Source organism: Apilactobacillus xinyiensis, from assembly GCF_019656235.1.
Classification (GTDB): Bacteria; Bacillota; Bacilli; order Lactobacillales; family Lactobacillaceae; genus Apilactobacillus; species Apilactobacillus xinyiensis.
Map to the genome: position 1 here is coordinate 1 of NZ_BPLL01000011.1, position 21,189 is coordinate 21,189.

The 21,189-nt window shown below is 31.9% G+C and carries 25 protein-coding genes; 22 read left to right on the forward strand and 3 right to left on the reverse strand.

The features are described 5' to 3' along the window. Positions 1 to 90 precede the first annotated feature (90 nt). Positions 91 to 1,308, reverse strand: coding sequence for a DUF2075 domain-containing protein (locus tag K5Q11_RS03580; RefSeq protein ID WP_220751263.1), 1,218 nt, complete (start codon positions 1,306 to 1,308; stop codon positions 91 to 93). Further along, positions 1,308 to 2,117, reverse strand: a complete 810-nt coding sequence (locus K5Q11_RS03585) for a methylenetetrahydrofolate reductase (RefSeq protein WP_220751264.1) — start codon at positions 2,115 to 2,117, stop codon at positions 1,308 to 1,310. Before K5Q11_RS03585 ends, K5Q11_RS03580 begins: the two co-directional genes overlap by 1 nt. Before the next feature lie 252 nt (positions 2,118 to 2,369). On the opposite strand from K5Q11_RS03585, the gene K5Q11_RS03590 reads away from it, so the two are divergent. Continuing rightward, the gene (locus K5Q11_RS03590) at positions 2,370 to 2,690 is read left to right on the forward strand and encodes a MazG nucleotide pyrophosphohydrolase domain-containing protein (protein WP_251067903.1); all 321 of its coding nucleotides are present in this window, start codon (positions 2,370 to 2,372) and stop codon (positions 2,688 to 2,690) included. Positions 2,691 to 2,732: 42 nt separating this feature from the next. Here K5Q11_RS03590 and K5Q11_RS03595 read toward each other — a convergent pair whose 3' ends face one another. Further along, on the reverse strand, positions 2,733 to 4,466 hold the full coding sequence (locus K5Q11_RS03595) for a phospho-sugar mutase (RefSeq protein WP_220751265.1): 1,734 nt from the start codon (positions 4,464 to 4,466) through the stop codon (positions 2,733 to 2,735). Between the two features lie 176 nt (positions 4,467 to 4,642). On the opposite strand from K5Q11_RS03595, the gene K5Q11_RS03600 reads away from it, so the two are divergent. From K5Q11_RS03600 to K5Q11_RS03700, 21 genes are all read left to right on the forward strand, one after another. Continuing rightward, complete coding sequence (locus K5Q11_RS03600; protein WP_220728430.1) at positions 4,643 to 4,960, forward strand: PadR family transcriptional regulator; 318 nt, start codon at positions 4,643 to 4,645, stop codon at positions 4,958 to 4,960. Next, positions 4,953 to 5,531: a DUF1700 domain-containing protein gene (locus K5Q11_RS03605; RefSeq protein ID WP_220751266.1), complete on the forward strand. Its 579-nt coding sequence runs from the start codon at positions 4,953 to 4,955 to the stop codon at positions 5,529 to 5,531. The genes K5Q11_RS03600 and K5Q11_RS03605 overlap by 8 nt, the downstream gene beginning before the upstream one ends. A 14-nt stretch (positions 5,532 to 5,545) precedes the next feature. Continuing rightward, positions 5,546 to 6,487 carry a DUF4097 family beta strand repeat-containing protein gene (locus K5Q11_RS03610; protein ID WP_220751267.1) on the forward strand — a complete coding sequence of 314 codons (942 nt, stop codon included), beginning with the start codon at positions 5,546 to 5,548 and terminating at the stop codon, positions 6,485 to 6,487. Between the two features lie 211 nt (positions 6,488 to 6,698). Further along, on the forward strand, positions 6,699 to 7,652 hold the full coding sequence (locus tag K5Q11_RS03615; RefSeq protein ID WP_220728427.1) for a beta-ketoacyl-ACP synthase III: 954 nt from the start codon (positions 6,699 to 6,701) through the stop codon (positions 7,650 to 7,652). A gap of 25 nt (positions 7,653 to 7,677) precedes the next feature. Continuing rightward, a complete protein-coding gene (locus tag K5Q11_RS03620; protein WP_220728426.1) occupies positions 7,678 to 7,923 on the forward strand; it encodes an acyl carrier protein in 246 nt (81 codons plus the stop codon). A 26-nt stretch (positions 7,924 to 7,949) separates the two neighbouring features. Continuing rightward, entirely contained in the window at positions 7,950 to 8,855 is a 906-nt protein-coding gene (locus K5Q11_RS03625; RefSeq protein ID WP_220751268.1) for an ACP S-malonyltransferase, read from the forward strand. A 1-nt stretch (position 8,856) separates the two neighbouring features. After that, entirely contained in the window at positions 8,857 to 9,597 is a 741-nt protein-coding gene (gene fabG / locus K5Q11_RS03630; protein WP_220728424.1) for a 3-oxoacyl-ACP reductase FabG, read from the forward strand. Between the two features lie 45 nt (positions 9,598 to 9,642). Next, entirely contained in the window at positions 9,643 to 10,080 is a 438-nt protein-coding gene (locus tag K5Q11_RS03635) for an acetyl-CoA carboxylase biotin carboxyl carrier protein (protein WP_220751269.1), read from the forward strand. Between the two features lie 2 nt (positions 10,081 to 10,082). Next, positions 10,083 to 10,496: a 3-hydroxyacyl-ACP dehydratase FabZ family protein gene (locus K5Q11_RS03640; RefSeq protein ID WP_220728422.1), complete on the forward strand. Its 414-nt coding sequence runs from the start codon at positions 10,083 to 10,085 to the stop codon at positions 10,494 to 10,496. A gap of 21 nt (positions 10,497 to 10,517) precedes the next feature. Continuing rightward, positions 10,518 to 11,894: an acetyl-CoA carboxylase biotin carboxylase subunit gene (locus K5Q11_RS03645; protein ID WP_220751270.1), complete on the forward strand. Its 1,377-nt coding sequence runs from the start codon at positions 10,518 to 10,520 to the stop codon at positions 11,892 to 11,894. A 28-nt stretch (positions 11,895 to 11,922) separates the two neighbouring features. After that, entirely contained in the window at positions 11,923 to 12,693 is a 771-nt protein-coding gene (locus K5Q11_RS03650; protein WP_220728461.1) for an acetyl-CoA carboxylase carboxyltransferase subunit beta, read from the forward strand. A gap of 12 nt (positions 12,694 to 12,705) precedes the next feature. Then, complete coding sequence (accA, locus tag K5Q11_RS03655; RefSeq protein WP_220728420.1) at positions 12,706 to 13,476, forward strand: acetyl-CoA carboxylase carboxyltransferase subunit alpha; 771 nt, start codon at positions 12,706 to 12,708, stop codon at positions 13,474 to 13,476. A gap of 46 nt (positions 13,477 to 13,522) precedes the next feature. After that, the gene (gene fabI, locus K5Q11_RS03660; RefSeq protein ID WP_220728419.1) at positions 13,523 to 14,284 is read left to right on the forward strand and encodes an enoyl-ACP reductase FabI; all 762 of its coding nucleotides are present in this window, start codon (positions 13,523 to 13,525) and stop codon (positions 14,282 to 14,284) included. Position 14,285: 1 nt separating this feature from the next. Continuing rightward, the gene (locus K5Q11_RS03665) at positions 14,286 to 14,852 is read left to right on the forward strand and encodes a 4'-phosphopantetheinyl transferase family protein (RefSeq protein ID WP_220751271.1); all 567 of its coding nucleotides are present in this window, start codon (positions 14,286 to 14,288) and stop codon (positions 14,850 to 14,852) included. 13 nt (positions 14,853 to 14,865) lie between these two features. Continuing rightward, the gene (locus K5Q11_RS03670; protein ID WP_220728417.1) at positions 14,866 to 15,633 is read left to right on the forward strand and encodes a biotin--[acetyl-CoA-carboxylase] ligase; all 768 of its coding nucleotides are present in this window, start codon (positions 14,866 to 14,868) and stop codon (positions 15,631 to 15,633) included. A gap of 21 nt (positions 15,634 to 15,654) precedes the next feature. Next, positions 15,655 to 16,098: a 3-hydroxyacyl-ACP dehydratase FabZ gene (gene fabZ / locus K5Q11_RS03675; protein WP_220728416.1), complete on the forward strand. Its 444-nt coding sequence runs from the start codon at positions 15,655 to 15,657 to the stop codon at positions 16,096 to 16,098. Between the two features lie 14 nt (positions 16,099 to 16,112). Then, complete coding sequence (gene fabF / locus K5Q11_RS03680; protein WP_220728415.1) at positions 16,113 to 17,351, forward strand: beta-ketoacyl-ACP synthase II; 1,239 nt, start codon at positions 16,113 to 16,115, stop codon at positions 17,349 to 17,351. A 120-nt stretch (positions 17,352 to 17,471) separates the two neighbouring features. Next, positions 17,472 to 18,458, forward strand: coding sequence for a UDP-glucose 4-epimerase GalE (gene galE / locus K5Q11_RS03685; RefSeq protein ID WP_220751272.1), 987 nt, complete (start codon positions 17,472 to 17,474; stop codon positions 18,456 to 18,458). A 77-nt stretch (positions 18,459 to 18,535) separates the two neighbouring features. Next, on the forward strand, positions 18,536 to 19,441 hold the full coding sequence (locus K5Q11_RS03690; protein ID WP_220751273.1) for an aldo/keto reductase: 906 nt from the start codon (positions 18,536 to 18,538) through the stop codon (positions 19,439 to 19,441). Positions 19,442 to 19,540: 99 nt separating this feature from the next. Continuing rightward, the gene (locus K5Q11_RS03695; protein WP_220751274.1) at positions 19,541 to 20,443 is read left to right on the forward strand and encodes a DMT family transporter; all 903 of its coding nucleotides are present in this window, start codon (positions 19,541 to 19,543) and stop codon (positions 20,441 to 20,443) included. Positions 20,444 to 20,551: 108 nt separating this feature from the next. Then, positions 20,552 to 21,172 (forward strand): TetR/AcrR family transcriptional regulator, encoded by a 621-nt coding sequence (locus tag K5Q11_RS03700; RefSeq protein WP_220751275.1) that lies wholly within the window; start codon positions 20,552 to 20,554, stop codon positions 21,170 to 21,172. The last annotated feature ends 17 nt before the right edge of the window (positions 21,173 to 21,189 follow it).

The window sequence follows — 21,189 nt, forward strand, 5'->3', positions numbered from 1 at the left end:
AGTTGAATATTTTGACATAAAAAAACCGCCTTAAAAAATTAGATATTATGTCTAACTTTTTTAAGGCGGTACACTTTGTGGACACCTTTTTTATTTAATATTTTTAAATAATGACAATAATTTATCCCTTAAATTTTTATCATGAGCAAAAATGTACAGACCATGTACGCCACGTTTCATTAAAACATTAATTGAATTTAAAATTAACTGTTTTTTTATTTTTTCAAAACTTTCATCATTTTCCATATCAGGTCTTTTTTTTAATGATTCAACGTCAGTAAATTTATTTAAATTAACATCTATTGTTTTTCCATCATTGCTTAATGAAATGGGTGGCCCTAATATTACACCTACATAGTTTAAATCAAATCCTTGGCAAGTAAAAATTGATCCGACTTCATTTATAGTTTTAGGGATTTCAGCCCAAGGAGTTTGTGTAAAATTATATTGATCCCAAGGCATTTTAAAGTTTCCTTCAATTACGTAGTGTTTACCACCATCTAAAGTTGAGGGGTAACCTGAGGTAGAAACAATTCTAGAAAGTCCCACTTGTTTATTTTTTTTAACAATAGTTTTTCGCATTTCTTCAGCATCTTCAAAAACTTTAAAGTCATAATTTTGTTTGGCATCATTAGGAATTTCTTCCAGATAACCATCGGTAAAACTGTTAATCCAATCAACTAGCTTTTGGCTAGCAGTCATTCTAAACTGTTTAGTTAAATGATATTCATCATTGTGGTATGGCTCTAATAATCGTCTCAACATTTCTTCGTTCCAAAACATTTTAGTTCTCAATACTTGTCGATGGTCAAAAACGATAATAGTTACTTTTGATTTTTTAATAATTTCGGTTAATTGATTATCTTGATAAAAATTGTTGTAATGATCGGAACGTGATAATAGTAAATGGGCTTCATCAACGATTATTATATCTGAATGCAGGCCATTTTTATTCATTGAATTAATGAACGAAGTGGGGCGATTAAAATTTTTCTTTAATACATTGGGTTCGTCACCAGCAATGTTTTTATAAACTTTTAGAATTTCAGGATGATTCACTAAAAAATGATTTTGGGTACCTTCTAAGATACCGGGTTGCTTAGCCATTTGCTGAAAATCATAAAAAAGTTTGCTTAGTACAACACTTTTTCCGGTTCCAGCATCTCCGTAAATTGTAAAAACAGCATGTTTAGTTTGATTGAAATTGTTTTTAGCAAAATTTTCAATTTTTTCAACTAAATATTGCTGTTCATCGGTTAGATTTTTATTAGGATTAAGCTTATCTACCGCTGCATTTTGTAATTGCATTAAAAACTTTCTTTCTTTTGGAAATTATGTTTAATTTTATCATAAATTGCATCTGTAGTTTGCCAATCGTTCATAGTGTATAAGTGAATTCCATCAACATTATGTTTCAACAAATCATTAATTTGATTGACTGAAAAATTAACGCCATATTGATCTAATTCGTTTACGTTATCAAACTTGCCATGTGTCGATATCATATTATGATCTAACCAATGTAGTTGGTAATCTTTAGTAACAGGCATGATACCAGAAAAGACTGGCACGTTGATATCTTGTTTACGAATTTTTTGAATAAATTGATATACTTTTTCATTGTCAAAACAAATTTGAGAGATTAACCCAATTGCACCAGCATTTACTTTTATTTTCAAATGTTCAATGTCTGATTTCAAATCTTTAGCTTCGGGATGTTTTTCTGGATAGCATGTACCAAAAATTTCTATGGATTTATCATAGTCATTTATAAACTTGACTAAATCACTAGCATAATGAAAATCATTTTTAATATTAATACCATGGTATAAATTACCTTGTAGGGCTAATATTCTGTGAATTCCATATGATTCTAAAGTTTTAAGTTCGGTTATAATTTCATCTTTAGTTTTACTAATAGCTGACATATGAACTAAAACGGGAATCTTTAGGTCTTTTTTTATATAATTAGTTATTTGAACAATATCTTCAAAGCGCGTTTCACTTAAGTTATTTATAGATACAAAACTTGGTCGCCACTTTTTTAAATAATGTTTTATTAATTGAATTTGATTCAATTCAGCTGATATTTCAATAGAAAACATTTTATTACTCATAAATGTATTTTCCTTTCAAAATTGTATACTTTTATAGTAATTAATATATTGAGTATATACAACCATATTTTAATCGTTTATCAAAATATTGATTTTCATGATATAATCTTAAAAAAATTAGAAAATTGCCATGAAAAAATTATTAAGTAATAATGTTTTAATTAATGAATTACTTAAGTGAATTTAAATTGTTTTAATAATTTTAGATTCAAGTGATTATCTATAAAAGACATTCATCAGGAGGTTTTTGAATTGAAAGAAATCAATGAACATCAAAAGTGGTTAAAGAATTTTTACCAAAGTCGAGAATGGTATGAACTATCACCATTCGTTAGAATGAACTTTATTGCTGAAGAAATCGGTGAATTGGCCAGAGCAGTACGCGCAATTGAAATTGGAAGGGACCATCCTGGTGAAAGTAAAAAAACGCCGGAACAATTAGATGATAATTTACATGAGGAGTTATCTGATTTATTAGACCAAGTATTAGTTCTGGCATCTAAATATAATATATCTGGTGAAGAACTGTTGAAATATAGTGAACATAAATTACATAAGCGTTTTAACTTTTAAATAAAAATAAGCTATCTCAATTAGGAGATAGCTTATTTTTATTTAAATTAATTTATTGACTAGTTCATGAACACTATTTTCAAATGTATTTAATTTTTCTAGGGCTATATCTTTAGTTTTGCCATTTGTACCTACATAGAATTTGATTTTAGGTTCAGTTCCTGATGGTCTAACAGCCAACCAAGTTCCATCTTCTAACCAGTATTTTAAAACGTTGGACTTAGGCAATGAAATACTTTCTTGCTTGCCATCTTGATTAATTTTTATAGATTCTTGGAAGTCTTCAGCTGATATAACTTTATGATTACCAAAACTATCTAAGTTACTATTTCTAAGGTTATTCATGATGCTAGCCATCTTGTTTTTACCGTTAGGGCCTTCAAATACTTTAGAAACAGTCTTTTCTTCATAAAATCCATATTTTTTATAAATGTCTTGTAAGCCGTCATATACAGTCTTACCGTTTTCTTTATAATAAGCGGCTACTTCTGCTAGTAACATAGTTGATTGAATGGCATCTTTGTCTCGAACGAAAGGTTTAATTAAATAGCCAAAGCTTTCTTCAAATCCAAATAAGAAAGTATGACTATGTTTTTCTTCAAATTCTTTGATTTGTTCAGCTATAAATTTAAAACCAGTTAAAACATTGATGGTTTTGATATTATAACTTTCAGCAATCTTACTTGCTAGTTCAGTGGATACGATAGACTTAACAATTACACCATTACTAGGTAATTCATTATGTGCTTGTTTAGCTTTTAAAATGTAATCCATTAAGACAACTGCAATTTGATTACCTGACATTAATTCATAGTTGCCATCAGGTTGACGTACGGCAGCTCCTAATCGGTCAGCATCTGGATCAGTAGCAATTAAAATGTCAGCTGCAGTTTTATTACCTAACTTAATAGATAAATCAAAAGCTTCCGGAAATTCTGGATTAGGGAATTTTACAGTAGGAAATTCAGGATCTGAAATAGTTTGTTCAGCTACAATATCATAGTTCATAAATCCAGCATTTTGTAATGCTCTTCTAGCTAAAACTTTACCAGTACCATGTAGAGGGGTGTAAACAAATTTTAAATTTTTACCTGTTTTCTTAATTAATTCATGATTTATATTTACAGATTTAGCCTCTGTTAAATACGCTTCATCTACATCTTCACCAATAATTTTAATTAAATTGTTTTTTCTTAAATCACGTTCTGGCATTGTTTGGATTGAAAATAAATCCGAAGTTTGTCTTACAAATTCAGTAATCATGTCAGATGCTTCTGGAGGCATTTGGCCACCATCTTCACCATATATTTTATATCCATTATATTGTTTAGGGTTGTGGCTGGCAGTAATCATAATTCCAGCAAAAGCATTTAAATGTCTAACGGCAAAAGATAGTTCTGGAGTAGGTCTAATTCCGTCAAATACATATGAAGGAATATTATGATGACCTAATACTTTAGCTGCTTCATAAGCAAATTCTTTAGAGTGGTAGCGAGAATCAAAGCTTATGGCAACTCCACGTTTTTTATCAGCATTGTTTAAAGTGTCCATATATTTAGCTAGACCTTCAGTTGCCTGTCTAATAGTAAAAATGTTGATACGATTAGTACCAGCACCCATGATGCCACGCATTCCAGCAGTTCCAAATGATAAGAAGCCATTGAAAGCATCTTCAATAATATTTTCTTGATTATCAATTTCAGTAAGATCTAATTTAATTGATTCTGGAAGATTGCTTGCTTGCTTCCATTGTGTATATATTTCGTTTTTAATCATAATAAAATCCCCAATAAATTCGATTACGTTACTATTTGTGATTATAGTTAAATCAATATTTTAAGTCAATTTACTACATATAATATTATATCTTTTTATCATTATTTTCGCTTAAATTTTATTCAACTAGTTAACAAATTATACTATATATCATATAATATTATCGAGGTGATAATATGGCTGTACAAATTAGCTCCCGATTACTTGATGGCAGCGTGCTAGGACTGTTATCAGTAAAAGATTATTATGGGTATGCTTTAACTCAAGAAGTACAAAAATACATAGCAGTTTCTGAATCCACTATGTATCCAGTTTTACGTCGTTTAAAATCTAATGGATTAGTCACTACGTATGATGAACCTTATCAAGGTCGTAATCGTAGATATTATCGAATTACCAATTTAGGTTTAAATAGTTTAAAAAGTATTGATATAGAATGGAAACAATTTAAAAATGCAGTGGATACTATGCTGAAAGGAGATAGACATGAATAAATATATAGAGGAATTAAGTAAACTTTTAAATGTCCTTTCCTATCAAGACAAACAAGATGCGTTAAATTTTTATACTGAATATTTGCAAGATGGTGATTTTAAGACATATGCAGAGTGCTCAGAAAAATTAGGGACTCCACAGATGTTAGCTAATAAAATAATTGCTAATTATCAAAGTGAGCATGGTAGTGGTTACGTTCGCGATAAAAGGAATGTATCGATTGTTTTAATTGTTTTACTTTGCATAATTGCCATTCCTTTCTTATTAACGATTATTTCAATTATTTTTTCAATATTTGTAACGATATTCTCAGTAATATTTTCAATTATAGTAACTATTTTTGCACTGGGGTTATCTGCAATTGTGATTTTAGTGGTTTCATTTTGGTTACTTTTCACTAACTTTTGGACCGGTCTGTTTTACTTAGGTCTAGCGCTAGTCACTTTAGGCATAGTTACTATATTATTTGAACCAGCTAAATGGCTATTAATTAATTTACTTTTAATAACCAAAAATTTTTGTAAATGGTCTTATAGTCAAATAACAAATATTGCTAAAAAATTTTTTTGAAAAGGAAGATAGATATGCAAAATAAATATGTAATTAGTTTAATAGTTTTGTTTTTAGGAATTATCTTGATTTTTGTGGGCTTTTTGCATAATGGAGTTCGTCCATTATACTTTAGTAATAAGCATAATTTAGTGATTGGATTGAAAAATAAGCACGTTTATCGCAAAATTAACAACCAAGAAGTTAGTGGTATTAAAACTATTAGTATAGAAAACAATTCTAATGTATCAATTCAACCTAGCTCAGACCCAAGAATTATATTTTATAACTCTAAAGAGAATAATTCTGGATTAAGCATATCAAATCATGAATTGCGTGTTACTGGCAATGAAAACTCTGGATTTATGTTAGTTGGTTTATTTCAAAACGTTTCTAATAAAACTGAAATTTACTTACCAGAAAATGTTTATTTAAACTATATTCATCAATATAATCAGTCCGGTGATGTGTTTATTAAAGATATTAATACCAAAGAAATGTCTTTAAGCGGTGGAAGTGTTCATTTGCAGAATGTAAATGCTCAGGGGACAATTAAAATTGGTAGTACCGATGGTGATGTTCATTTATCAAATGTAAAAGCCAATAATGCGATTTTAAATGCAGATGATGGTGATATCTCAATTGTTAATAGCATTTTTAACAAGGGTGAAAGTCAAATTGTCGATAGTGATGGGGATGTAACATTGAAAAATGCTACATTTGATTCGCTTTACTGTAATGTTAGTGATGGCGATATTAACTTTTATAATCTATTAGCTAATAAAAAAATAAATGCTCAATCTGAAGACGGCGATATTTCTGGCAAAATCATCAATGATAAGAATGTTAAAATAAATGCTAAATCTGATGATGGTAGTACCAATGTTTACCAACCTAATAACTACACAGACCCTAAGCATTTAAAAACTTATAGTTTTTATACCAGTGATGGGGATGTTAACATATCAAAACGGTAAGGTACATTAAAATAAGTTACAGATTGAAATAATCGTAACTTATTTTTTTTATTCTAGTTAAATTTGCTTAAAGCCTATGTAAATTTGCATATTTTCGCTTTTATTTAGTAAGTATGTTATTCACAATGGTTGAAAAAAAACTTAAAATATCAGAAACTATAACAGTAGTTTTAGAAATTATATTATTTTATTATTTTTATGAGGAGACATCATGAGCGGTTTTTCAATTTTATCTACTGCTAAAGCTGTTCCCAAAAAAGTAGTTACCAATGATGATTTAGCAAAAATTATGGATACATCTGATGAATGGATTACCAGAAGAACTGGAATTAAAACTCGTCACATTGCTAATGATGAAACAACTACTTCTTTATGCACTAATGTTGCTGAAAACTTGCTTCAAAGAGCAGGGGTTGATGCTTCAGAAATAGATTTCATAATTGTGGGAACTATGTCTTCTGATTATCAAACCCCATCAACTGCAGCCTCAGTACAAGGCTTAATTGGGGCAACTAACGCAGTTGCATTCGATATTAATGCCGCTTGTTCAGGATTTGTTTTTGGATTGGATATTTTAAATTCTCTATTGAATCGAGATGTTGAATCTAAAGGAATCTTAATCGGTGGTGAAACACTTAGCAAAATGATTGATTGGAACGACCGCAGTACGGCTGTATTATTTGGTGATGGAGCTGGTGGTGTTTTAGTTTCAAATCAAGGTAGCGGTGAAATACTATCCAAGGATTTAAAAACTTATGGTGAAAAGGGTCATTCTTTGACTGCTGGTCATATAAGTAAGACAGATGAAAATGCTGATATTTATTTTCATATGGATGGTCGAGCAGTTTATGATTTTGCTACGCATAGCGTCCCAGAATCAATTAAACGTGCTGCAGAATCTGCAAAAATTGATTTGCAAGATATAGACTATTTTGTCCTACATCAAGCTAATGCTAGAATAATCAAAAGTGTTTCCAGGAAATTAGGTATTAGTATCGAACGTTTTCCAATTAACATTAATCAGTATGGGAATACTGCAGCAGCTAGTGAACCAATTTTGTTAGAAGAATTGACACAGCATGGTACAATAGCTAGGGGCAATATTGTTGCCCTTTCTGGTTTCGGTGGTGGCTTAACCACAGGAACTGTTATTTTAAAATACTAAATTATATTATGGAGTGAATTATATTATGGCAGACAAGAATGCAATTTTAGATAAGGTAAAAGAAATCGTTGTGGATCAATCAGACGTTAAAGCTGATGACATTAAAATGGACACTAACTTCAAAGAAAACTTGGATTTAGACAGTCTTGACTTATTTGAAATCGTTGACGCTTTAGAAGACGAATACGATATTGAAATTGATTCAGATAATGATATTGAAACTGTAAATCAATTAGTTGATTACGTTGCAAAACAATTAGATGAAAAATAATTAGATTTGCTTAGGAGTGTTTAAATTTGAATATTTGTTATTTATTCAGTGGACAGGGAAGTCAATTTCCAAAGATGGGACAAGATTTATATGAATCTAATCCTATCTATAAAAAAACCATTGATGAAGCATCCAGTGTTTTAAATTTAAACTTAGCAGATCCAGACATTTTTGATAATTCTAAGAATACTCAAATCGCAATTTTAACTATGAGCGTTGCAATTTATCGTATTTTATCCGATAAGTTGCCTAAAGCTACAGTTGGCATGGGTTTGAGCTTAGGTGAGTATAGTGCTTTAGTTGCTGCTAAAGCACTATCTTTTCAATCAGGGCTAAAATTAGTCCATGATCGTTCTATGTATATGGATGAAGCTGGTGAAAAGAACCCAGGTGCGATGGCAGCTGTTCTAGGAATTAGTCCGGATGATGTTAAGCATGTCTGTGATGAAATTGATGGGGTATATCCCGCTAACTACAACACCGCAAAGCAAACGGTCATTGGTGGAACTAAAGATGGTGTTAAAAAAGCTATGGAAACTTTTAAAGCCCAAGGGGTTAAACGAGTTATTCCATTAAAAGTAGCTGTAGCATCACATACTCCATTAATGCAGCTAGCTTCTGATAAGCTATCCAATCGTTTGGCAGATGAAGATTTCACAGAACCTGAATTTAAGGTAATGAGTAATACCACTGCTGAACCTTTTACAGCTGATTCAGTTAAACAGACATTAGTTGAACAATTAATTAATCCAACTCATTTTATGCAAGACCTACAAGCAATTGAAGATGACGGCATTGATGCATTTATCGAGATTGGACCAGGTAATACTTTGAGTAAATTAGCCAAAAAGACAGTTAAAGGTGTTCCAACATATAATGTTGATAGTGTTGATTCACTTAATGATTTACTCAACACATTGAAGGAGGATTAGCATGGATACTAATGATAAAAAAGTTATTTTAATTACGGGTGCTACCAAAGGACTTGGTTTAGCCGATGCTATTAGACTATCTAAAGATAGTAACAACATTGTTATTGCTAATTCACATCGTGAACTATCTGATGCTGAACGTGATGAATTACAAAGCAAGTTTGCCAACCCAGTTGATATTTTAGTTGGTGATGTTGCTTCTGAAGATGATGCTAAATCCATGGTAAATGAAGTAGTTGATAAATATGGACGTATTGATGTTTTAATTAATAACGCTGGTATTACTCAAGATACTTTATTAACCAGAATGAAAGCAGATTCATTTAAACAAGTTTTAGACACTAATTTATTTGGGGTCTTTAACATGACTAAATTCGCTTTAAAGAATATGCAAAAGAAACGTCAAGGATGCATCATTAACATGGCTAGTATTGCTGGATTACATGGTAACTTGGGACAAGCTAACTATTCTGCAAGTAAGGCCGGAATTGTTGGATTAACTAAGACAATTGCTCAAGAAGGAGCATTGCGTGGAATTCGTTGTAATGCAGTCGCACCTGGTATGATAACTTCCGATATGACTGCTAAATTAAGTGACAAGAATATTAAAAAGTGGGAAGAACAAATTCCATTGGGTCGCTTTGGTAATCCTGACGAAGTTGCAGAAGTTGTTGAATTCTTAATTAATAGTAGATATATTACTGGACAAGTAATTACTGTTGATGGCGGTTTAACCATGTAATCAAAGTTAAATAAGAACAAATCTTAATTAACAGGAGAATCTGTAATGAACGAAAAAGATATCGAAAAATTAATGGATAAGTTTGACAGTTCTAGCATGCAAGAACTTAAAATCAATGATGAGAACGGTACTAATATTTACTTTAGTAAGTTAAGTAGCAAGAATAGTGGTGATGTTAAGGAAAAAAATACTGTTGCATCTAACACACCTGTTCAAAGTACTGATACCAAACCATCTAATTCCAGTAGTAAAATTACTGCACCATTGGTTGGAATTGTGTATTTCTCACCAAGTCCAGAAAAACCGGTATACAAAAATATTGGGGACCACGTTAAAAAAGGTGAAGTAGTTTGTGTCATTGAAGCTATGAAAGTTATTAATGAAGTTAAGAGTACGGTAAACGGTACAATTACTAAAAAAATGACTGATAATGGATCAATGGTTGAATACGATCAACCTATTTTTGAAGTGGAGGAGGACTAATCTTGGAATATAACGTACAAGAATTTATTCCACAAAGATATCCATTTCAAATGATTGATAAGATAGAAGAAGTAAAACCAGGAGAGGGCGCAAAAGCAACTAAGCTTTTGAATGTCAACGAATGGTTTTTTCAAAATCAACACAAAGAATTTGGAATGCCTAGACCTTTAGCAATGGAAATGTTAGCACAAACAGGAGTTGTTTCCTTGCTTTCAATGCCTGAGTATAAAGGACGTAACGTTTTCTTTGGTGGAATCAAAAATGCTACTTTTGAAGACAGTTTTAGACCTGGTGATAAATTAGATTTAGCTGTCGAAATGATTAAGCTAAAACGTAATATTGGTGAAGGCCATGGCACGATTACTAGAGACGGCAAAATTATTTGTGAAGCTAATTTAATTTTTGCGATTGAATAGCTTTGAATTAAGGGTGATTTAATGTTTAAGAGAGTTTTAGTCGCAAATCGTGGCGAAATTGCGGTACAAATTATACGCTCGTTACATGAAATGAATATCGAAGCAGTGGCAGTTTATTCTACAGCTGATAAAGATAGTATGTTTGTTAAACTAGCTGACCAATCTGTTTGTATTGGTGGTCCATTTCCCAATGAATCATATTTGGATATGCCATCCATAATTGATGCAGCCTGTTTAACTGATTGTGATGCAATTCATCCTGGTTATGGCTTCCTTTCTGAAAATTCTGAATTTGCTGAATTGTGTGAGCAATGCCATATTAAGTTTATTGGCCCCAGTTCTAAGGTCATTGACTCAATGGGTAACAAGTCACATGCTAAAGCAGCCATGAAAAAAAGTGGAGTTCCAACTATTCCAGGTAGTGATGGATTTATTAAAGACATTGATGAAGCAATGAAAATTGCTAATGAAATTGGTTATCCAGTAATGCTTAAAGCTGCAGCTGGTGGTGGTGGAAAAGGGATTAGAAAGATTTCTAATGAAGATGAATTAAAACAAGTTTTTGCCACTACTAAGCGTGAAGCTAAAATGTCATTTGGTGACGATGCATTGTACATGGAAAAAGATTTAAGCAATGCCAAACATATTGAAATGCAAGTTATTGCTGACCAATTTAGTAACGTAGTGTATTTTCCAGAACGTGATTGTTCATTACAACGTGAGCATCAAAAAATTCTGGAAGAGAGTCCATGTATGAAAGTGTCTCCAGAACAACGACATTACTTGGGTAGTTTAGTCACTAAGGCTACTAAGGAAATTGGTTATGAAAACACCGGAACTTTTGAATTCTTATTAGATGAAGAAAATATGAAGTTCTATTTCATGGAAATGAATACACGTTTGCAAGTAGAGCATACAGTAACCGAAGAGGTTGCTGGTGTACAGCTAATTAAAGATCAAATCTTAGTTGCTGAAGGTAAAGAACTACCATTTAAACAATCTGATATTCGAGAAGATAGTTATGCTATTGAATGTCGTATTAACGCAGAAGACCCACAAAATGGTTTTTTACCTTCACCGGGTAAGATTACTAAATTGAGTTTTCCATTTGGAACTAAAGGAGTAAGAATTGACTCCGGAGTAGAAGAGGGTAGTGTTATTTCACCTTTTTATGATTCAATGATTGCTAAGATTATTGTTCATATGCCTACCAAAGAGCAAGCGATTACTAAGATGAAACGAGTAATTCAAGAGTTTGAAATTGAAGGTGTTAAAACAAACCGACAATTTTTATGTGACTTATTAGAAGATAAGAACTTTAATGATTCTAATTTTAATAATTTATATATTGAAAACTCATTCTTGAAAGAGTGGTTGAAGAAATTTGACACAAAATAATTCTGAAGAACAAGATTTGCAAACTTTAATGGATAAAATTCCAGATAATTTATGGGTTAAGTGTCCATTTTGTAAAGCAAGTTTTTATAGAAAAAAATTAGGCAAGTATTATGAATGTCCTGAATGTAGTTTTGGTTTTAGGATTGGTCATGAAAAACGAATTTCATTAATTTGTGATGAATTTACTCCCATTAATGCTGATTTAAAAACATCAAGTCGTTTTGATGATGAAAAATATTTAAGTAAATTAGATAAATCTCGTAAGATTACAGGCTTGAATGAAGGTGTTCAAACCGGAATCGGTAAAATTGGGCAACAATCATTTGGAATTGCAGTTATGGACTGGCGTTTTATCATGGGAAGTCTTGGAACTGCAACTGGTGAAAAACTTACGCGTTTGTTCGAAAAGTGTACTGATGAAAACCTTCCAGTAGTTGTTTTCTCTGCTTCAGGTGGGGCAAGAATGCAAGAAGGTATTCATTCATTAATGCAAATGGCCAAAGTTTCTCAAGCAGTTGCTGACCATTCTAAAAAAGGTCTGTTGTACATATCTGTATTAACTGATCCAACGACTGGTGGAGTAACGGCTAGTTTTGCAATGGAAGGCGATATTAACATTTCTGAACCACATACTTTAATTGGTTTTGCTGGACGTCGAGTAATTGAAAAGACAATTCAACAACGTCCACCAAAAGATTTTCAAAGAGCTGAAACCTTGTTAAAAAACGGCTTTTTGGATGCAATTGTTAAACGTTCAGAAATGAAATCTACATTGGCTAAGTTATTAGCATGGAACTAGGAGGACATTATTATGACTAAATCAGCATATGATCGCGTAATGGCTGCAAGAAGTTCTAATAAAATTAGTATCCATGATTTGGTAGCTGGTCTAACCGATGATTTTATAGAACTACATGGTGATCGAGCTTATGGCGATGATCCAGCAGTTTATGCAGGAATTGGAACTATTGACGGATTGCCAGTTACAATTACTAGTATTCAAAAGGGATTTGATACAGATTCCAACATTGAACGTCATTTTGGCTCAGCTGAACCAGATGGTTACCGTAAGGCATTGCGCTTAATGAAACAAGCTGAAAAATTTAATCGACCAATTATTAATTTAATTAATACACCAGGAGCCTATCCTGGCGTTGATGCTGAATATCATGGTCAAGGATATATGATTGCTCAATCAATTATGCAAGGATTAAATTTATCAGTACCATACATTAGTATAATTGTTGGTGAAGGTGGTAGTGGTGGTGCTTTAGCACTTGCTGTTGGTGATTGTGTATGGGCTATGGAAAATAGTGTTTATTCAATTTTATCGCCAGAAGGATATGCCACCATTTTATGGAAAGATTCAAGTAGAGCCGCTGAGGCTGCTGAACAAATGGGATTAACCCCCGAAGATTTAATTGAAAATGGAATCATTGATAAAATAATTCCAGAAGTATGTGATACAGAAACAATTAATAGTTTAAAAAATGAATTATTGAAAAAAATAAACGAACTAAAGAAACTACCTAAAGATGAACTGTTAGACAACCGTCATAAACGTTATCGAAAGTTTAACTAAACGTAATTTCTAATAATGATTTTATTAATTTAGGAGGCCAAATCTGATGGCAGGAATCTTAGACGGAAAACGAATTGTTGTAATGGGAGTTGCTAATAGACGTAGTATTGCTTGGGGTTGTGCAAAATCCCTAATGGATCAAGGTGCACAAGTTATTTTGACTTACCAAAATGATCGTTTAAAACGCCAATTAGAAAAAATTTCACCAGAAGGCACACCAATGATTCAATGTGATGTTGCTGAAGATGTTAACGTAGAAAATACTTTTAATAAAATTAAAGAAGACTACGGGAACATTGACGGAGTTTTGCATGCAATTGCATATGCTGACAAAAAGACCTTGTCTGGTGGAGTTATTGACGTTGAAAAAGATGGTTATAACCTTGCTCAAGACATTAGTGCATATTCACTAATTGCTGTTTCAAGATATGCAAGTAGAATTATGAACGAAGGTGGAAGTATTGCTACCTTAACTTACATGGGATCTACTAGAGCTATTCCATCATATAATATGATGGGAGTTGCTAAAGCTGCACTTGAAGCTAATGTTAGATACTTAGCTCGTGATTTGGGTGATAAGGGTATCCGTGTAAATGCTATTTCTGCTGGTGCTATTAAGACCCTAGCTGTTACAGGAATTAAAAATCACGGAGACTTACTTAAGGAATCTGAAATTCGTACTGTTGATGGTAAGAGTGTAGATATTTTCCAAATTGGTGGAACTGCCGCTTTCTTGATGAGTGACCTATCTTCAGGAATTACTGGTGACTTAATTTACGTTGATAAGGGTGTTCATTTATTATCATAATATGAACATCTATGTAGATAATATTAACAATCCGATTTATCAAGATGAGTTTATTCAAAGAAAAGTTGATTTTAATAAATTTCATACTCGACAAAAGATTGTAGGTCAACATTTAAAGGCTAAGTTCTTAGGTTTGTCATATCATGAAGTTTTAAATGGAACCCCATTTGTTAATAAGCAACATAATAAACCATATTTAAAATCCAAAAAATGCTTTTTTAATGTCTCTAACTCGTATGACTTGGTTATTTTAGTAACTAGTAGTCATGATGTTGGCGTAGACATTGAAAAAAAACGTTCATTTTCATATAAACGGATTGCTAGAGCTTTTAATTCGGATGAATTAGAATATTTAGCTAATGCTAAAAATGAATATATGACTTTAAAATTATGGACGATTAAAGAAGCTGTTTTAAAACAGATTGGAGTTGGCTTATCTGGAAATCCTAAAAGTGTGCATATTAATTTGGATAACTTAGAATTTGCTAAGCGTAATAACTGCATTTATCACTTGCATGATTTAGATTTGTTTAATGATTATCTAGGTACTATAGCTACAAAAGTATAAGAATGTGATTTTTGTGGATAAAAGCAAGCTTTATAAGCTACTGAATGCTGATTTTAAACCGCATGTTGAGTTGTTTAATAAGTTAAATTCGACTAATCAATATTGTTTAGATCAAAAAATTATTAATGAAACAATAGTAGTTGCTGATGAACAAACTGCTGGTAGAGGGCAGCGAGGACATAGTTTTTATTCTCCTAAACATACGGGAATTTATTTTTCGATTGTTTTACCTGTGTCTAGTCGATTTTTAATGAATCCAGGTATTTTAACGATTGGAATTGGAATAGCTGTATCTAAGGCAATTTATCAAATTAGTGGAATTCAAGTTGGTCTAAAATGGATCAATGATATTTATTTTAAACACCATAAATGTGCTGGCATTTTAGTAGAAACTAATGTAAACGAAAAAAATCATATTCAAAGCTTTGTTATTGGAGTGGGGATTAATCTATATCCCAATGATTTTCCAAGCGAAATTAGTCATCGAGCTGGTTTTTTATTCAGTAAAAATAACTTTTCTAATGAAAAGATTATTGCTGAGATTTACAATAATATAGTTAATATGTATTTTAATCAGTCCCAAGATTATATATTAGATAGTTATCGAAATATGTTAATATGGGTTGGTAAAAAAGTGCAAATTAATATTGAAAATATTGGATTAGTTAAAGGAACTTTGCAGGGGATAGATGAAATGTCTAGATTGCTATTAAAAGCAGATTCTGGAAAGTTATATCACTGTAATTATTCTGATTCCTCTAATCTTAGACTTATAGAATAATATCAATAAGGAGTGCTGATTTTGAGCGTACTAAACACAACAGAAATTATGGATTTAATTCCTAACCGTTACCCTATTTTATACATTGACAAGGTGGAAGAATTAGTTCCTGGCGAAAAAATCGTTGCAACTAAAAACGTTACAATTAATGAAAATTACTTCCAAGGACATTTCCCTGGTAACCCTGTAATGCCTGGAGTATTAATTATTGAATCTATGGCACAAGCTGCTTCTATTTTAATTCTTAAGAGTGAAAAGTATAAAGATAAGACAGCTTACATGGGTGAAATTAAAAACGCTAAATTTAGAAAAATGGTTAAACCAGGTGATGTAATTACTTTTGAAATCATCATGGGTAAACAAAAGAAAAACATGGGAGTTGTTGATTGTACAGCATACGTTGATGACAAGAAAGCTTGCCAAGCACAATTAACTTTCATCGTTCCTGATGTTAAACGTAAATAAAGGAGGACATTAAAATGCAACAACATAGAGTTGTAGTTACCGGAATGGGTGCTGTTAGTCCTTTAGGTAATGATTTAAATTCATTTTTAGATGGTATTTTTGCTTCTAAAACAGGTATTGCTCCAATTACGCATTTTGATGCTAGTGAAACTGGTGTTACATTAGCTGCAGAAGTAAACGATTTTGACCCACTAAAACGTTTAGATAAAAAAGTTTCTAAACGTATGGATAACTTTTCTAGATATGCTGTTTACTCTGCCATGGAAGCTATGGAAAATGCTGGATTGAGTAAGGGTGATTATAACCCTTATGACTTAGGTGTTATTTATGGTTCAGGAATTGGTGGTTTAACAACTATCCAAGAACAAGCTATTAAGATGAGTAAAAAAGGTCCAGGTCGTGTTTCACCATTCTTCGTACCTAACTCAATTATTAACATGGCTGCTGGTAACATTTCTATTAATTTAGATGCTAGAAACACCAGTCAAGCAATTGTTACTGCTTGTTCTTCTGGAACTAATGCAATTGGTGATGCATACGAACATATCAAAAATGGTAAAGCCAAATTAATGATTACAGGTGGTTCTGAAGCTTCAGTTAATGAACTTGGAATTGCTGGTTTTGCTGCTTTATCTGCATTATCAACATCTGAAACTGTTGAAGGCGGTTCAATTCCATTTGATAAGAACAGAAATGGTTTTGTTATGGGTGAAGGTGCTGGTACATTAATCCTTGAAGATTATGACCATGCTAAAGCTCGTGGAGCTAAGATTTTAGGTGAAATCGTAGGTTATGGAACTACAAGTGATGCTTATCATTTGACTGCTCCTAGACCTGATGGTGCCGGTGCCATTGCTGCTATGAAACAAGCAGTTGATGAAGGTGACATTAAAACTTCTGACTTAGACTACGTTAATGCTCATGGAACTAGTACACATGCTAATGATTCTGCTGAATCTAAAGCTATTAGTACTTTGTTCGGTGACAATGATCATATTAAAGTAAGTAGTACTAAGGGAATGACTGGTCATGCTCTAGGTGCTGCTGGTGCTTTAGAAGCTGTAATTACAGTTGGTGCATTGAATCGTGGTCAAATGCCAGTTAACGTTGGTGTTAAAGAACAAGATCCTGAATGTGATGTTACTTTAGTAAATGAAGATAACAAAAAATCAGATGTTAAAACTGCTATCAGTAATTCATTTGGTTTTGGTGGTCATAATGCTGTACTTGCATTCAAAAAATATAGTGAATAATAAAAAAGACCTTTTTAGGTCTTTTTTTATTATCTAATCATAATTAAAGTATTTATTCTTGATTAATTAATTTATATTATAAATAATAGAGTTAATGAATTTGATGGGAGTTTTAACAATATGACTATTTTAGTTCCAGGAGGAGCCGGATATATCGGTTCACATACGGTTAATGATTTAATTAAAAATGGATACGATGTTGCAGTAGTTGATAACTTAGCAACTGGATATGCTAAAAGTGTTAATTCTAAAGCTAGATTATATGAAGGTGATATTCGTGATAAAGAATTCATGAGTGAAATCTTTGATAAAGAGAATATTGATGCAGTTATTCATTTTGCAGGTAGTTCAGTAGTACCCGAATCTATGCAACATCCAATTAAATACTTTGATAACAATGTTTATGGAATGATTACTTTACTAGAGATGATGGAAAAATATAAAGTTAAGAATTTAGTATTTTCTTCATCAGCAGCAGTCTATGGTGAACCTAAAGCAGTTCCAATTAAAGAAAGTGATGCTACTAATCCCACTAATCCATATGGGGAAAGTAAGCTAATTATTGAAAGATTAATGAAGTGGGCAGACCAAGCTTACGGAATTAATTCAATAGCCTTACGTTATTTTAATGTTGGTGGTGCAAGTATCGATGGAATTATTGGTGAACAACATAATCCAGAGACGCATTTAATTCCAATTGTTTTGCAAGTAGCTGAGGGTAAACGTGATAAATTACAAATCTATGGAACTGATTATGACACTAACGATGGAACTAACGTTAGAGACTATGTGCATGTTGTCGATTTAGCCAATGCGCATATTTTAGCAATGCAATATCTCTTAAATGGTGGTAAATCTGATATTTTTAATTTAGGCTCATCACGTGGATTTTCAAACATGGAAATTCTTGATGCGGCGCGTAGAGTTACTAATAAAGAAATTCCAGCTGAATTTGCTGATAGAAGACCTGGTGATCCAGGAACATTAATTGCAGATTCAACTAAAGCACGTAAAGTTTTGCACTGGCAACCTAAATACGAAAGTATTGAAAAGATTATTAGTTCAGCTTGGCATTTTATCGAAAAGCATACCGATGGTTTAAATTAATGCAGACAGGATTGTTGAATTATAAGCATATTTTCGATAGCATAATACAGTAGTAATTTAAAAGGAGGAATAAGTTCATGGATAGATTAGAAGGTCTAGAACAAACAACCACCTTAAACAATGGTGTAAAAATGCCTAAGTTAGGTTTAGGTGTTTGGAAAACTGATAATAAAAGCGCAAAAGAATCTGTAAAAACAGCAATTAAAAAGGGTTATCATCTAATTGATACTGCTAAGCAATATGGTAATGAAACTGGTGTAGGTGAAGGAATTAAAGAAGCTCTAGCTGAAACTGGTATGAATCGTAAAGATTTATTTATCACTACTAAGTTGTTTAATGGTGATCAAGGTTATGAAAGTACCATCAACGCTTTAGAAGGAACTTTAAAACGTTTAGATTTAACATATTTAGATTTGTATTTGGTACATTGGCCAGTCGATGGCAAATATGTTGATACTTGGAAAGCAATGGAACACTTGTATCGTCAAGGCAAAATTAGAGCAATTGGTGTATCTAACTTTGATAATGAACGTTTACAAGATTTATTAGATCATGCTGACATAGTACCAGCTGTTAATCAAATGGAAACTAATCCAATTAATCAAGAAAAGGGTATTTTAGAATTCAACAACCATGCTGGAATTCAATTAGAAGCTTGGTCACCACTTGGCGGTGGAGAAGCTTTATCTAACCCAGAAGTTAATAAAATAGCTGAAAAGCATAATAAATCTGCAGCTCAAGTTATTTTACGCTGGGATTGGCAACGTGGATTTGTAACAATTCCTAAATCATCACATGAGGAAAGAATTATTCAAAACTCTGATATTTTTGATTTCGAATTATCTGATGCTGAAATGGAAGCTATTAATCAATTAGATAAAGGTAAACGTAGTCTATGGTATGAAAACTTTGCATGGCATGGTGGCGAATACGTAGACGAGGTAGATCATTGGGATGATTCACCTGAAAACTACAAAGATTAATTGAAAGTATTTAAAAATGCATACTACACTCGATGTGGTATGCATTTTTATTATGTTATAATTCAAAAGTTAACAATTAAATGATGGGAAGTTTTAAATTTGAAAGTACATAAGAAAGCTTTTGGAGCCTTTTTAGCAATATTTGGTTCTTTACTTTGGGGAATTCAAGGACCAGTTTCACAGTATTTATTTGCGGACAATCATTTATCTCCTGAGTGGCTAATGGGAGTGAAAATGGGTATTTCCGGTATTTTAATATTACTATTTACTAAATTTTTTAAACATGAAAATATTTTTAGAATCTGGCATGGAAAAACTAACATTATGGTTTTTATACTGTATGCGGTATTTGGACTTTCAGCAGTTCAATATTTATATTTAGTAACGGTAAGAGCTAGTAATGCTGGGACGGCAACTATTTTGCAAAGCTTAGGAACTATTTTTATAGTTATCTTAACGGTAATTATCTACAAACATGCGCCTAGTAAATATGAATTAACAGCTGTGATAGTGGCTTTGATTGGAACTTGGTTTTTAGTTACTAAAGGCTATTTAACGCATCTAGCTATAACTGATGTAGCACTAACATTAGGCTTGTTATTAGCATTTTCTGGAGCCATTCAAACCATGCTACCAATTAATTTATTGAAAAAATTTAGTTCACTATTGGTAGTTGGTTGGGCCATGGTCATCGGTGGGGTCATTTTTACCATTATTCATCCATTTTGGCATGATGCACCTAACTTTAATCTAGGCACTATTTTAGGGGTTTCATTTATTGTATTGTTTGGTACAATGACTTCCTTTTTATGTTTTATTAATAGTTTGAAATTTATTTCACCTACGGTAGCTGGCTTATTGAACACTTTCGAACCATTATCGGCTACATTGGGAACAATATTATTTTTAAATACGGATTTCAATATTTATGAAATATTTGGCGGGATTTTAATTCTAAGTACAGTCTTTATTTTATCTTTAGGTGCTAGAAAAAGTAGCTAGTCAGCTGGCTACTTTTTAATTTTATAAAAATAATGAACACCGTGTTGACTTGTTTATTGAAATGAATATAATTAGTCATTGTATACTTTTGTATTAGGAGGTGAGTGATTGAAGCAAGACGAGCGAATATTAAAAACTAAACAAGCAATAATTGATTCGCTTATTATCTTGATTAACCAAAAGGGTTTTAACAACATTAAAGTTACTGATTTAACTAGACAAGCCAAAATAAGTCGTGGAACTTTTTATATTCATTATTTAGATAAATTTGATTTATTGAACAAGGTTGAAACTAAATTAATGTTGGATATAGAAGAGTTATTAACTAAGTTCATGCCAGAAGAGTTACGAAATAACTACCAAAAAGATATAACAGATGCACCTTCTGCAGTCGTTATCAAGGCATTGAACTACTTTTATGATAATCGTCAACTTTTGGCAGCTTTATTAAGTGAAAAGGGCGATCCTTTTTTTGTGGGTAAAACTAAAAAATTATTCAACAAAGTAGTGGATCAATATTTTAATGATATGTCTGGAAAAGTTAAATACAATCCAAAAGTACCCAAAGATTATATTAAAGAGTTAATGATGGATTGTTTAATGGATATTGTTATTTTTTGGTTAAAAAAAGATAGTCCAGAAAAACCAATGGACATTGCTAAAATCATTATTGCTTCACAACACATAGCTCCTAATCAATTGATTAGTTTTGATACAGAGGAAAGCTAAAAGAAAGGACTAATAAC